16 protein-coding genes are annotated in these 14,657 nt (G+C 32.7%); 12 read left to right on the forward strand and 4 right to left on the reverse strand.

Features of this window, described 5'->3' with window-relative positions:
- Positions 1-104 precede the first annotated feature (104 nt).
- From K5Q14_RS01790 to K5Q14_RS01805, 4 genes are all read left to right on the forward strand, one after another.
- Positions 105-908, forward strand: a complete 804-nt coding sequence (locus tag K5Q14_RS01790; RefSeq protein ID WP_220734113.1) for an alpha/beta fold hydrolase — start codon at positions 105-107, stop codon at positions 906-908.
- A gap of 159 nt (positions 909-1,067) precedes the next feature.
- A complete protein-coding gene (locus K5Q14_RS01795; protein ID WP_220734114.1) occupies positions 1,068-1,709 on the forward strand; it encodes a YczE/YyaS/YitT family protein in 642 nt (213 codons plus the stop codon).
- Between the two features lie 156 nt (positions 1,710-1,865).
- The gene (locus K5Q14_RS01800) at positions 1,866-2,672 is read left to right on the forward strand and encodes an isocitrate lyase/phosphoenolpyruvate mutase family protein (RefSeq protein WP_220734115.1); all 807 of its coding nucleotides are present in this window, start codon (positions 1,866-1,868) and stop codon (positions 2,670-2,672) included.
- A gap of 4 nt (positions 2,673-2,676) precedes the next feature.
- Positions 2,677-3,720, forward strand: coding sequence for a bifunctional transcriptional activator/DNA repair enzyme AdaA (locus K5Q14_RS01805; RefSeq protein ID WP_220734116.1), 1,044 nt, complete (start codon positions 2,677-2,679; stop codon positions 3,718-3,720).
- Between the two features lie 119 nt (positions 3,721-3,839).
- On the opposite strand, the gene K5Q14_RS01810 is transcribed toward K5Q14_RS01805, so the two are convergent.
- On the reverse strand, positions 3,840-4,415 hold the full coding sequence (locus K5Q14_RS01810) for an RBBP9/YdeN family alpha/beta hydrolase (protein WP_220734117.1): 576 nt from the start codon (positions 4,413-4,415) through the stop codon (positions 3,840-3,842).
- A gap of 63 nt (positions 4,416-4,478) precedes the next feature.
- Complete coding sequence (locus K5Q14_RS01815; RefSeq protein ID WP_220734118.1) at positions 4,479-4,805, reverse strand: winged helix-turn-helix transcriptional regulator; 327 nt, start codon at positions 4,803-4,805, stop codon at positions 4,479-4,481.
- Positions 4,806-4,898: 93 nt separating this feature from the next.
- Between K5Q14_RS01815 and K5Q14_RS01820 the strand changes: the two genes are divergently transcribed.
- From K5Q14_RS01820 to K5Q14_RS01855, 8 genes are all read left to right on the forward strand, one after another.
- On the forward strand, positions 4,899-5,510 hold the full coding sequence (locus K5Q14_RS01820; RefSeq protein WP_220734119.1) for a nitroreductase family protein: 612 nt from the start codon (positions 4,899-4,901) through the stop codon (positions 5,508-5,510).
- Between the two features lie 45 nt (positions 5,511-5,555).
- Positions 5,556-5,723: a hypothetical protein gene (locus K5Q14_RS01825; protein ID WP_220734120.1), complete on the forward strand. Its 168-nt coding sequence runs from the start codon at positions 5,556-5,558 to the stop codon at positions 5,721-5,723.
- 168 nt (positions 5,724-5,891) lie between these two features.
- Positions 5,892-6,743 (forward strand): PhzF family phenazine biosynthesis protein, encoded by an 852-nt coding sequence (locus K5Q14_RS01830; protein WP_220734121.1) that lies wholly within the window; start codon positions 5,892-5,894, stop codon positions 6,741-6,743.
- A gap of 71 nt (positions 6,744-6,814) precedes the next feature.
- The gene (locus K5Q14_RS01835) at positions 6,815-7,855 is read left to right on the forward strand and encodes a pyridoxal phosphate-dependent aminotransferase (RefSeq protein ID WP_220734122.1); all 1,041 of its coding nucleotides are present in this window, start codon (positions 6,815-6,817) and stop codon (positions 7,853-7,855) included.
- Positions 7,856-8,457: 602 nt separating this feature from the next.
- Positions 8,458-9,306 carry a MetQ/NlpA family ABC transporter substrate-binding protein gene (locus K5Q14_RS01840; RefSeq protein WP_220734123.1) on the forward strand — a complete coding sequence of 283 codons (849 nt, stop codon included), beginning with the start codon at positions 8,458-8,460 and terminating at the stop codon, positions 9,304-9,306.
- 275 nt (positions 9,307-9,581) lie between these two features.
- Positions 9,582-10,487: a DMT family transporter gene (locus tag K5Q14_RS01845; protein WP_220734124.1), complete on the forward strand. Its 906-nt coding sequence runs from the start codon at positions 9,582-9,584 to the stop codon at positions 10,485-10,487.
- 630 nt (positions 10,488-11,117) lie between these two features.
- Positions 11,118-11,516: a hypothetical protein gene (locus K5Q14_RS01850; protein WP_220734125.1), complete on the forward strand. Its 399-nt coding sequence runs from the start codon at positions 11,118-11,120 to the stop codon at positions 11,514-11,516.
- Entirely contained in the window at positions 11,513-11,977 is a 465-nt protein-coding gene (locus K5Q14_RS01855; RefSeq protein ID WP_220734126.1) for a MarR family winged helix-turn-helix transcriptional regulator, read from the forward strand. The genes K5Q14_RS01850 and K5Q14_RS01855 overlap by 4 nt, the downstream gene beginning before the upstream one ends.
- Positions 11,978-12,440: 463 nt before the next feature.
- Here K5Q14_RS01855 and K5Q14_RS01860 read toward each other — a convergent pair whose 3' ends face one another.
- Positions 12,441-12,854: a cytidine deaminase family protein gene (locus tag K5Q14_RS01860; RefSeq protein WP_220734127.1), complete on the reverse strand. Its 414-nt coding sequence runs from the start codon at positions 12,852-12,854 to the stop codon at positions 12,441-12,443.
- Between the two features lie 231 nt (positions 12,855-13,085).
- Positions 13,086-13,463 (reverse strand): GNAT family N-acetyltransferase, encoded by a 378-nt coding sequence (locus tag K5Q14_RS01865; protein ID WP_246587511.1) that lies wholly within the window; start codon positions 13,461-13,463, stop codon positions 13,086-13,088.
- Positions 13,464-14,657: the final 1,194 nt, after the last annotated feature.

Consider the following 14,657-nt stretch of genomic DNA (forward strand, 5'->3'; position numbering starts at 1 on the left):
TCTATACTAAATTGATATACTATTAAGTCATTTGACCTATCAAAGTTTGGCCGATACAATGTATACAATAGCTTGCTTTAGTTGATTCAAGCGTTGGAGAAATTATGATAGATACTGAATATAAGGATATTAAATACACAAGTGTTGGCAGTGGCACAGCAATTTTATTCATTCATGGTATGTTTTTAGACAAAACCGCAACACAAGATTTTTTTGAAGACAACTCAAACTTAAGTCAATTTAGGCGTATCTATATAGATCTTCCTGGTATGGGCAACTCTATACCACTTATTGAAGTTTCTTCTGACGCAATTTTGAAGATGCTTATATCATTTATTGATCATATTATTGGATCCAATCAATTCATTATTTACGGACACTCTTACGGTGGATACTTAGCGCAAGCAATCGCACATCATTATCAGAATCAAGTCATAGGCGTTCTAATCACTTGTCCTGTTGTTATTGCAAACAAAGACAAAAGAATACTTGAAGAACATAAAAATGAATTCATTAACAAACCACAACCAGAAAAAAATGACGAATTTTTACAAGATTTTACAGAAATGAATGTCATCATCAATCAAACAAGTTGGCTAGCCTATCAAAAACTTATTTTACCGGGGTTAAAAAAAGCAAATGTTGCGTTCATCAATCGCTTAGAAGGAGAGAGGTATACCTTGTCTTCTGAAAGAAAATTAACTGAAATGGGTAATGATACTCATGTTTATGTGTTACTTGGACATCACGATCATGTGGTTGGCTACAAACAACAATTTGAGTTATTTTCAACCAATGAAAAAAGCACCATTGCACTGATTGCGCATGCTGGGCACAACTTGATGATTGATCAACCTGAAATTGTTCATTTTTACTTGAATCAATTAATTAAAAATACCGTTAGATAGGTTTGCTATAATCATAGTGGTACGGTCACGGCCGTTTTTTTCTCGGTTCGTTTTCCTATTAAGGCTTTTAATTTTTTACGGTGATGACTAAATTATTTATTAGATTCTATGTTCAAAAAAGACAGACTCAGGTGGTTTAGAAACAGAAAGGAAAGGCATATGACTAACAATAAGCCAGGGCTGTTCATCTTGCGACTATTTGCGTCGATTATCGGAACCGTGATTATTGCTTTTGGAATTGTTTTTTCCCGTTTAGCAAATATGGGAATTGATCCAGCTACAGCAGCAGACGTTGGCGTATCGAATACATTTCATTGGCATTTGGGGAACTACCAGTTGGCATTTAATGCACTATTGTTTTTAGTGATCCTGTGTTTTGATCGCACACAATTTGGAATCGGAACAATTATCAATATGTCATTACCTGGTTACATCGTTGCTTATTTCACGCCAAAATTTGGAGCCATAAATGATCATTGGTTTGGAGATGTTTCTTATTCTGGTGGTATACTTTTATTCATTATTGGTATGCTCTTATTTTCATTCGGAATTGGTGTTTATACGAGTACCAATTTAGGTGTTTCTCCATATGATTCAGTTGCACCATTATTTGATAAAAATAAATGGGCCAGCTACCGAGTAACACGTTCGATTCAAGATTTGTCTTTTTTTATAATTTCTTTAATATTTAATGGACCACTTGGTATAGGCACGTTAGTGATCGCTACCTTAACCGGCTATATTGTGCAGTATTGGCGTCAATTATTTAAAAAAATTACACGCAAACTAGCATTTCAATGACGGCATTGTGATAACTAACCTGACTCCTGTAGTTGCGATTGTTTCATGAAATAAAATTCCTGCTTATGCTTAAAAAATAGTTGTTCATTTTTCGTATGTCGTAATTAAAAAAATAAATTACACTGTATATATGCTATAAAAGAAAAGGACATACTTATGAATAAAGCAGATTTTACTAAATTACATCACCCTAACAGGCCTCTAACATTATTGAATGTCTGGAATAAAGATAGTGCAAAAGCATTACAACATGAAGGAATAAAAGTCATGGCTAGCAGTAGTTATGCCTCTGCAGCAGTTATGAACAAGGATGATGGGCAACAAATATCTTTAAAAGAAAATGTTGAAATTTTTAGCAATCTTCTAATAAATGATACGTTCAAAAGTCTAGATTTTGAAGCAGGATACTCTGATAACTCAAATGACCTGCAACATAACATAAACTATTTACTAAAAAACAATATTGGCGGAATCAATCTAGAAGATAAGTTACCTGGACAAAATCAGCTTCAAACTATTGAAATATTTACAGATAAAATAAATATAATTCATCAAACTGACAACGACAAAAAAATGTTTTTAAACATCAGAACTGATAGTTTTTTTTCAGGTGATTTAATGGCCAAAAATCAAAATAAAAACTTGCTTAAGAAAACAATCAAGAGAATAAATCAATATGAAAAGCATGCCATTGATGGTATCTTTATCCCAGGGCTAAAAAACAAAGAATTTATTAGCACAGTAGCAAGAAATATTTCGGTTCCTTTGAATATTATGCTTGACATTCAATCTGATAAATTGGAAGAATATCTGTCACTAGGAATTTCAAGAATCAGTTTTGGGCCTTCAACATTTTTGGAGTACAGTAATAGTAATCTAACAGTTGAAGATTTTTTCAAAAATAAAATTGATGAACTGTCATATTTAGAAGATAATAAAATGATTAACCTGGCAAGGAGATAACTAATTGATTAAATCTGAAAACCAAAAGCAAATTTACTACAATGCTTTAATAAGAAAAGATACGTCGTTTGATGGTGTGTTTTATGCTGGCATTAAGACAACAGGTATATTTTGTCACCCATCATGTACGGCCCGAAAACCAAAATTTGAAAACTGTGAATTTTATCAATCAGCTGAGGAAGCATTATTAAGAGGCTACCGACCTTGTAAAATATGTCACCCACTTTCATTTCCACAGGAACTGCCTCCTGAAGTTAAACTACTAGTTGAGACCGTTGAACAAAACCCTGAGAAAAAATGGAAAGATTATGATTTTAAAATGTTAGGAATACATTCCGCAAGTGCTCGTAGAAAGTTCAAGAAGGTTTATGGTATGACATTTGTTCAATACGCAAGATCTCGACGGATTGGTATTGCATTCAAAGCAATACAACAGGGTAGTAAAGTAATTGATCAGCAGGTTGCCGCAGGTTTTGAATCGGCAAGCGGGTTTAATGACGCTTTCACAAAAATAATGGGAAACCCATCCAAAAAATCAACAGTTAAACTATTAAACACCAATTTTATTGAAACGCCAATAGGTAGAATGATTTCAATAACAGACGATGAATTTTTATATCTTTTAGAATTTGAAAATAGGAGAGGACTTGAAACAGAAATATCTAAATTGCGTACTAACCAAAATGCAAGGCTAATTTATGGTTCTACAAAAATTAATGAATTAACATCTTATCAAATTAATTTATATTTTGAAAAAAAATTGACAGAGTTTAATGTGCCTTTGTACTTGGAAGGATCTTTATTTCAAAAACAAGTTTGGCATATATTATTAACTAGCAAAACTGGCGATAAACTGACCTATAAAAAAATAGCCATAATGTTAGGTGATAAAAATAAATCACAGGCGGTTGGTAACGCCAATGGCGCAAACAAAATTGCCATTATCATTCCTTGTCATAGAGTGATAAACAGTAATGGCGAGCTTGGTGGTTATGGCGGGGGTATCGAACGTAAGAAATATTTATTAACTCTGGAATCCTCAAAGTAAAGGCGCAGTGATTTTATGACCACTGCGCCTTTACTTTGATAAAAATGACACAAGCAATACTTGAATTATTATTAAAAGAAATAAAATTTGATTCAATTGCAATAGTGCCAAGGGACTGTTTAATCAGTCGTAAGCATATTGGTTAGTTCTTGATAAACACGTGGTAATTCATAAATATTATCTCGGTCAATAAAATGTTTGCCATTAGGTAACAAAATAAACGGACATTTAAGATGCTGAGCTAATGACTGAGAATAATGGTAAGGAATGATATCATCATCGATGGCCGAAATCACAACAGAATGATTAATTTTTGGCAAAATATCAGAAATTTCAAGTTGATAATCAGTAAATTCATGTAACTGAGGTAAGGTAGTTGTCGTTTCATCAAAACCTGAAACTAAAATTAAATTAACATGCGATACATTATGTTGGGAAACAAATCGTAAGGCTTCAATACAGCCGAGGCTGTGACCAATGATTGTCATGTTATTACTGCAGGTAATGACATTATCGCATGTTTTATCCCATTCTTCGACTTTTGGATCATCAGAATGAGGCATATTAATAATATTCATGGGTACAGAAAGTTCGTTCGAAACTAAATTTTTAAGCCATGGAAACCAATTATCAGTTGGACTGGCTGTATAGCCGTGAATTAAGTATATATCATTTGATTTTAACATGTGTTTCATTTTAAACCTCTTTATAAATTTATTTTGCCACATTGAAAATTTCTATTCAAAATGATGCCTTAGTTAAGGTTTCAGTAACGAATGGTTTCCCCAATCGTTGAGTTCCAAAAGTAATGGCAATAATTCTCTAGACTTGTCGGTCAGATGATATTCTGAATGAAATGGTGCCTTACTTCCAGTTAGTTTTTTTGAAATAAGATTCTCTAATAATAAGGCATTTAATGAACGAATCAGCATCATATTAGTAATTTCTGGTACCTGATTTCTTAGCTTATTAAAGCCAATGCCATCGTTTTGAGAGATAATCCAAAAAATATTAAGCCGCCATTTACCAGAAAAAGTATCCAGGACTTTTGTGATGCCACATGACCATTTATCAGTTGATTGCATTCTAACAATATCTCCTAAGTAACAAAATTGTGCCTACTAGTTTATCTTTATGTTATTGATTATACTTGCTTTACTTAGAAAAAGAGGGTAAATATGAATTTTTTAAAACAACTAGATATGAGAAAATCAATCAGACATTTCGATAGCAACTATGTAATTAGTGATGAAGAGATTATAGAGATACTAAATCATGCTGCCAATGCGCCTTCAAGTAATAATGCACAACCGTGGAAAGTTGTGGTTGTCAAAAATAAGAAATTATTGGTTGAACTTCAAAAATTGTCGTTTAATCAAGAACAAGTTGGACAGGCTTCAGCAGTATTTTTTATTTTAGGAGATAAACGCGACTATGACATTAATCGTTTGATAAAATCAAACCTCAAATATAATTTAATTCACGAGTCAGACATTAATGATAAAAGGCAACGAATTAAAACCTATTTTTCTTTGCACCCAGAAGATAAAGAAGCAGTTGGCCTTCGTTTTGATGTTGGCTTATTTAGCATGAATTTGATGCACGTTTTACGTGCGTTTGATTACGATTCAGTGCCGATGAGAGGCGTTGATTTTGCAAAGATAACAACACTTCTTAAATTGCCAAATGAATGGGAACCAATCCTGTTACTTCCAGTTGGCAAAGCAAGCACAATTGGTCATCCACACAAGCGCGAACCTGCCAAAAAATTTACGACGATTATGGACTAATGATTTCACATTGATATTTACTATAGTGTGATGGATTCATTGACTATGAAACTGCACCATAAGTTTGTAACAGCAGTCCAAACAATCAATAATTTGGTTATTGCAACATTAGTTAATCGTAAAATCTGTTACAATTTATTTAATAAGGCAAATGACGGTGAAAGTAATTGTCAAGTTGTTAATGGCCATTTATTAGTAGAAGATACGAGATGAAAAACTTCAAAAACTGTCAATCAATATGTTTTGAATGACAGTGTCTTCATCAGATGGTAAACTAAATTGAGGTATTGTCTTTTTACGGCTATTTGAGACAAACACCTGTTATTCCAGTATTTGGTCTGACTTTATAATTAACCAATATCATTAAAGGAGAAAATAAAAATGGTTGAAGTTTATGTTGCGAGTGCTTTTAGCAAAGATAATGCCGGTGGAAATAAAGCGGGATTAGTTTTTGATAGGCCTGATTTGAGTTCAGTTCAAAAAATGACAATCGCTAAAAAATTAGGTTATGCTGAAATTGCTTTCATCACAGAATCAAACATAGCTGATTTTCGTTTAGAATATTTTACACCCACTGAAGAAGTACCACTTTGTGGACACGCCACAATAGGTACATTTGCAATTTTAAATTTGTTGGGTAAACTATCTAAAAATAACTATACAATAGAAACTAAATCTGGTGTGCTTTCTATAAAAGTTGACTCAGATGGTATGGTATTTATGGAACAAAACAAGCCAAAATTTTTTAATGAACTAGCGGTAAAATCATTTCATACCTGTTTAGACACTAATTTAATCAATGATGAACTACCAATTCAAATTGTTTCTACAGGATTAAGAGATATCTTATTGCCAATAAAATCAACTAAAGACTTACAGCACTTAGATCCTAATTTTAATGTCATGACTGAATTAAGCAAAGAACAAAACGTTGTTGGGGTTCATGCTTTTGCGCTAGAAAAAACAAAAAATAGTGTGACGGCAATTTGTAGGAATTTTGCGCCACTTTATGATATTGATGAAGAGTCCGCCACAGGAACTTCCAACTGCGCACTAGCATGTTATCTATTTAAATATGTTGAAAAGAGATCACAATATATTTTTGAACAAGGTTATAATCTCAATAGCCCCTCTAGAATTATTGTTAATTTGACAACACATGATGACACGATTGATTCAGTATTTGTCGGCGGCTATGGTTATTTAGTTGAAAAAAAGACATTATTGGTTTAAGTTGCTCAATATCTTTTAACTGCTTTAAAAATTCAAATCACAAACTAGTCAGTAAAAAGGAGTACCTAGCAATGGATATGATGTCATCAACATTTAAAAAGTACAATGAGATTAATGACTTTTCGATTAACACAAATCCTCTGGGTGTGCCGAATGCTGTCTTAGACAATGCAGAAAAAATAATTAAATTAGGTCATTATTACCCTGATCCGACATGTTTTGCGTTACGAAAAGAATTAGCAAAGCAGTATCAACTTAATTCTGAGAATATTATGTGTGGAAATGGTGCTAATGATTTAATTTATCGTATAATAACAGCTTTAAATCCACGAAAATCATTAATAATTACGCCAACATATGAAGAATATGAAAAATTGTTGTTGATGCATGGGTCTGAGATAGATCACTACCATCTAAACATAAATCAAGGTAAGGATTATAATCTCGACAAAGTAATAAAAAAAATAAATTCTGATTTGGACATCATGATTATCTGCAATCCAAATAACCCAACAGGAACTACCTTTTCAATATTAGATCTTGAAAAAATAATTTCTCATTGTCAAAAACATCATGTGTATGTCGTCATTGATGAAAGTTTTATCGCATTTTTGAATAATTGGCAAAAAATTACTGTCAAAAGTATGGTTAATCATTTTGACAATCTGATCGTTATTGATGGCTTTACAAAGTTTTTTGCTTTAGCAGGTTTTCGTGTCGGGTTTGCCATAAGTAGCAATCAAAACCTTTTCGGTAAAATGTCAACTATGGGGTCCGAATACAATGTAGCTACTGTGTCACAAATCGCTGCGCGATTAGCCTTGCACGATAATGATTATGTTGAAAATACCTATCATCTATTAAAAAAAGAAAAGCAATTTTTGAAATTTGAACTGAACCGGCTTCCAATAAAGTTGATTGGATTATCAGCTAACTTTATCTTATTCTATTCTGAAAAAGATAATTTGCGTGAAGATTTATTAAAATTAAAAATCAAGACTAGAGATTGCTCACAGTTTGTTGGCTTAAATAGTTATTATCATCGTGTAGCGATTAAAACTCATGACGATAACGAACAATTAATTCTGGCGCTAAAACAAGTTTTTAGTTAAAGAAGGAATTCATGTAAAACACGACAATCAATAAAAAGTACACACTTAAAGTGAAGAGCACCCGGTCACAAGTTAGGAAACTAAACAATCGCAATGATTCAGTATACTAAAATTAACATATTATCATGATATAAATAATAAATTTTTTTACCAGTTATTTTGAAACTAAAAGCTATTGACTTTAATCATCTGACGTTGTAATATTACCTATAACGATTTTTAGAGCAAAACAAATTGAACAGGAAAGTAACAGTTTATCAAAGCCAAGAAAGCTAACGGGTAATGTGAGTTAGCGTGCGTGCAATTGTGAAAATGACCTGTGATTGGTGTATACGAATCGGTTTACCGTTTAGTTTACAACGACTTGGCCCCCGTTAACGGGCACACCATTCGGCTAGGATCATTTTCCAATGCCCGATGGTTAGTGAGCAACTATTTGGTAACAAATAGTCCCAACTCAGAATGGTATCGCGCTTATGGTAAGCCGCTTCTGTATTTTTAAAGTACAGAAGCGGCTTTTTTGATTGAAAAAACGAGGCTTGTTCATCAACGTTCTAAAAATTAGGTATCATTATTAGAAGAAAAAAGGAGACATACGTATCATGGGTAAAACAACTAAATGGCTTGTTGGTGGTGTGGCTGTCGTCGCTATCGCCGGCATTGCCTACGCAAGCTTTGGACCACATGCAGTCGACAAAAAAAAAGAAACACTAACTGTTGGTATCATGGCAGGTGATAAACGTACTGATGAACAGTGGAAAATCATTAAAAGTAACGCTCAAAAGGAAGGGTTAACTCTAAAAATTAAGACGTTCACCGATTATACGCAACCCAATGCTGCGCTATCATCAGGTGATATTGATGCTAATGCATTCCAGCATTATATTTTTTTGAATGACTGGAATAAAAGTCACAAGTCTAATATTGTGCCGGTTGGCCAAACAATATTAGTTGCCGGACGTCTATATTCAGATAAGCATAAAGCAATTAAAGATATTCCGAAAAATGGTATCATTAGTATTTCAAATAGTAAGATTACCCAAGGAAGATCACTATTAGTATTACAATCTGCTGGTTTAATTAAGTTATCAGACAAGGTGAAAGATCCAACTATAAAAGATATTACTGAGAATAAGAAGAATTTGCAATTTAAGCAATTAGCTACTGATCAGTTAGTAATAACCTTGCCAGAGGTTGACTTGTCGTCAATTGACCCTAGTTTTATAGTAGGATCAGGCCGTTCCATCAAATCCGCTATTTATGTCCAACCTGTTGACAAAAGCACGCACGGCGGTATTAATATTATTGCCACCACAAAAAACAAGAAAAATAGTTCTGCTATTAAAAAATTTGTAAAAGCCTATCAATCAAATAACGTAGCAAACTATATTGATAACAAAAGCGGTACAGGAGAAATTGCAGTATGGAAAGGTGCACCAAAAGTACGATAAAGTTTACGTCATTTCTAGATAATTCTTACATTTCATCTCCCAATTGTTGTGGGTCAAAGAATTGATTGTAGTTATAGTCGGTAAAAAATAACCATAACATTTAAATTGTAATGCGCCTTGTCATGTTATTATCTGATGAGGCGTTTTTTATGTATACAGCCTGTTATTTTATCAGACAGCGTTTAAGTGTGATCAGAGTAGCTAATTACAAATTGACAGTATATAGTTATTATTGTTAAGATTAAGCTTATCATATTGTTGGGAGATTTCAATTAATGCAATTAAATAAAAGAAAACCAGGATTAGGACTGTTGCTAGCATTCCTAAGTCCTTTTTTATGGGCAGTTTCTGGTATCGTTGCCGAAGATTTATTTTCACACGCTAATATAACCGTCAATTGGCTAGTTACACTTCGTATGCTAATATCAGGCTTATTAATTCTACTATACGCAGCTATTAAACATCAAAAAATATTCGCTATTTTTCATAACCTTAAAGATTGTCTTCAACTGATTATATTCACTGTTTTTGGCATGACAGCTTTGCAATTTACATTTTTCAAAGCAGTAGATACAGGTAACGCTGCTACTGCGACCGTCTTACAGTATCTAGCGCCCATACTCATCATACTTTTCTTATCATTGATTAATCAAAAACTTCCAAATGGAGCAGACACTATTTCAGTGATTTTGGCTATATTAGGCACAGTACTCATTGTGACACAAGGACATTTCAATTCGCTAAATGTCCCTCTAATCGCTGTATTCTGGGGTGTGATGGTGGCATTTAGTGACGTCGTTTATACGCTATTACCTAACAAATTAATTGGTAAATATGGCGCCTTAACCATAGTAGGGTGGTCTATGTTGATTGGTGGACTCATCATGAACTTTTTATTTCAACCATGGGGGAGTTCTCCTAAATTAAATACTGTTATTATTATTGAATTATTAATAGTCATAGTCTTTGGAACTATGTTTGCCTACTTATTTTATTTGCAAAGTTTACAATATATTGAACCGACTACCGTTAGTGTCCTAGGTGCTGTGGAACCGCTCTCTTCTGCTATTTTAAGCGTGTTGTTTCTGAACATATCGTTTAATGCGACTGGTATTTTAGGCTTCATATTAGTGATTGGCGTTACTTTTTTACAGTATTGGTCAGTAAAAAAAATATATTAACTTAGACATTAGTGACACACTAAACCTGTTTTTTTAATTTTTTCCATTCACTTTTAAAGCGAAAAAGCCTATCAATTCAGATTTTTCTTGCTGCTGCATTTAATTTTTTTGTTTAAAATTATTTAGATTGGTGCAATGATGAACGTATCAGCGTCTTTCACTGCGACAAGCAAGTCGCTTAACCGCACACATTCCTAGAGAAAAAAGAGTCCGAACTATTGACTTGGGAGCAATATTCAAATAAATTTAAAATAATTATCGTTAAAGCATGAAAAGAGCATGGTATTGTTGGTGAAAAGCTGATTACTCAATGGTGTAATGGATATGAAATAATATGTTCAACAGATTGTCGGTTACGCCATTGAAAATGTTAAGGGTATTCTCGGCGTAGACGGTGTTAGTTCTGTGAAGAAAATAGCGAACAACCTAACTAACAATGATAGTCGGTCGCGTTAAGTAAAAATAATTAATTAACAGAGTAGATAAAATAATTGGGGGGAACGAGGAAAACGATATTCTTTTTAATTTTTTTCGATTGATTGTTGACAATTAAGTATTTTTAGAATAATATGTAACATGTTAACTAATAAAAGTTAACATATTACATACTTGGAGGAGATTGAGGAGCTTATGGAAAAGCAAGAAATGAAAACATTAATAGAAAATGCTTATGAAGATGTATTAAATAGTCTTAAAGTAGAAAAAATAGAAAGCTATTTTGATACGCAATATCTCCAAACAACAGATGGCGTAAACTCAAATTTAAACCAATTCAAACAGCATATTGTGGCCCTACAAAAAGTGACACGAAAAATACAAGTCACTGAATTTCAAGAAGAAATGTTTGATATAGAAAATCAGAAAATAATTCTCCACTATGTCGTTAGTGTGACCAAAAATAGTGGCAAAGTAGGGCATGTTGAGGTGTTTGCCGTATTTACAGTAAACAAGGATAAAATTATCAGGTGCGAAGAACTCACACGGGCATTAGATGACCAAACTTTAAATGACTTGGGTAGTAAAAAATGATGCAAGACTTACAGAATAGTATAATTAAAAAATTGATTAGGTTGTACAGCGCTCAAGCACAAGTTCGAAATAAAAAAGACCATTTCAGTCAGTCAAATACTTTACAAAACGTTAATGGGACACTTTCATTAAGACAACTAGAAGCCCTGTCTTTAATCAATACAAACAATCAGTGTGATATTACAAAATTATCAAGTATGTTGTCTATTAGTAAACCAGCTGTTTCAAGGCTTATCAATAGACTCGAAGGGAACCAATTAATTACCGTTACTTCCGGTCAAGACAAAAGGCAAAAAATAGTTCAGCTAACTTCTCAAGGGAAAATATTGGCCGCACAACATGATCGTTTACACAGTGAAGCTGTTAAAGGCTATTTACATATTTTAGGTAGTTTTGATAATAGCGAGTTACTAGCGATTGAGAAATTTATAGATGCACTGAATCAAAATTTAAAAGAGTAACACTGTACACAATGTTTACATCTTAATTAGGCCTATTCCGATTGAGAAAAAATAAACTAATTGAATACTAATTATTGATAAACTTTAATCAATTCAAAAGCACTTAATTAGGACGAATACGACTGTTATGATTAAATGTTTTTTTGTATACAAAGGCCGGATTCCCGTAGGTGCCCTGTGTCAGAATTTTCGAATTAACAGAGGTATGGCAACATTAGAAATTGCAAACATGGTATTCTCAGATAATGAAAATCAGTTTCATCCTTTATCATCCCATTTAAAAGGGTAAGATTTTATAAAAATTAGGACTTGATCAAGTTAGGTTATTCTTTGTCCCATAAGTTTCAAAAGACTTTAATTTGCATGAATATATGCGTGAAAGTGTAGTAATTAGAGAAAAATAGTCATTAATATTTTTCGAAAATTAAAAAGCCGTGACTAATCACGACTTTCAACAGTTAATTTAAACGCGTGTTGTTCCCCACCAATTGGGCATCAGTTCATTTAAAGTGATCGTCTCTCGTTTAGTATAATCAACCATTATTTCTGTGTCTGCGTTTTCAATGTTTAATTGCATTAAAAATTCTCGACAAGCACCACATGGCATTCCTCCGACGCCAGAAGGGGCCTCGTCTCTGAAAGCTATGATGCGTTTGATTTTTGTTTGCTTACTTTGTTGATACATGTTAAAAGCAGCGGCACGTTCAGCGCAAAGATGAAAAACACCGCATGTCGCTTCAAAACAATATCCTGTATATATTTGTCCGTCCTCCGCTTCTAGGGCACAAACAACATGTTCAGCGTATATAAATGGTGACACTTCATGTGGATTGTATAATACCTTTGCTTTGTTGTATAGTTTTTCCCAAATGTCCATCAAAAATCTCCTCTAAATTTAGTCAAATAAAATAATATGAATTCAAACCATTTTATAATATGTCACGTGGTACTAAATTATGAAAAACATCTTAGCCGCATCATTTAAATAGCTCTCAACAATAAATTAAGCATAACATAAAGTTAATTCATTATTAATATACAAATAATTTGCTTATGAAATTTTAAAAAGCGTGTAATGAAATAAGGCGGTGTAGAAATGACCTATTTTTTAGTGTTGTGTTGAAATATTATATTGCATTTCAACGTCTACTACGTTCAAATAGTGATTTACAACTTGTTGCCCAATATCCTTAAATCCTTGTTTTAAATAAAACTCATGAGCCGATGATCGTGCCGACAAACTCACTTGTTGATATCCTTGTTTTCGAAAATCATTAAGCGCCCAGCGTAATAAACGTGTTCCGAGCCCTTGTTGTTGATATTGCGTGCTAACAGCAAAAGACACCAACCGAATTGTATTTACATCTTTTTGATAAATTGAAAAAGTTGCAACTAAAACCTCAGCAATCGTAATACCGTAAAACTGATTGTTTTGTTCAATTGTCATTTCTTCAGGTGTAATTAACTTTTTGAGTGGCCCTCTCAAAACAGTATTTCTCAAATCTATACTTTGTCTATAAAGCTTTATGTTTGAAGTGTTGAATTTTGTTAAAATTGGCTTGTTAATTACCGAATCACACTTTTGTTTTGTATTGTTGGCTTCTTTCACGCTTTTTAATCTAACATTATTTTCCATTTCTGTACCTTATTTTCTAATAATATTCAAATTTTACACCAATGTTTAGCTATTATCAATCTAGATTGTCTAGTTATTTATCTAATTATGTTGTACCACGCAGGAGAATAGATAAAATTGAACTTACTTTTGCATACTGTGATTTAGATTTATTAATTAATGGAACTGGTCGTAATAGTGAAACTGTACTAAAAAAATCGAAGAACGATTGTATCAAGCTAAACGATAATTAAGATAAAGATATTCAAGAAACAAATGGTGTGATTATTGGTAATATAGTGACAGTGTTTGACAAAAAGCATCTTACTTTGAAGATTGAAGCTAGTGATTATAATACCATCACAGTCATTTTGGATAAAAAGCGAAATGTGGTGCGCTTTGATGTTACGAACAGGGGTAAGGATAACTAGCTCAAATATATATTATTAAAATAATGAAAAGTATTGTGATGATAAATCTAACAATATGGTGTTTGATGTGAAATGAATGGCTTTTCAATCCATTAAAAATTGCGGTTACGCTAAAGACTAATAACCCAATAATTGATATTATTTTAAAATATTCAGTTCCTAGGGAGTCTGAAAATAAAATGGCAATTCCACTAATTATGTTAAAAATGTTGCCTAATTTATTTTTTGAATTAACTTCCTTTATAGAGGCAAAAACCATTAGTAAAGCATACAAGGTTACGATTACTTTTACGATTATTGGAAAAAACACGACTTATTTCTCTTTTCTTATTTTTGTAAAACACAACACTAATTTTATCACAAAGTTAGTGATTTTATAAGTATTTGATTAGAATACAAGTTCACGATGAGTAAATATATAAAAAGAAGACAATTATTGACTTAGGAGGAATGTACCTTCTTGCTCCGTTAGAAAAAATTCTCAGTACCGATGCGATGTGTGCACACAGTGGCATGTATGTTACACCAAAGGTTCTGCAGTCGTGAAAACAACAAAAGTGTGAGAGACTATACATGCACAGAGATATAGTCAGTATGATTTATTTCATTTTTATGGTTGGCATTTGGCTTATCT

It is taken from the genome of Leuconostoc inhae, assembly GCF_019656015.1.
GTDB classification, from domain to species: Bacteria; Bacillota; Bacilli; order Lactobacillales; family Lactobacillaceae; genus Leuconostoc; species Leuconostoc inhae_A.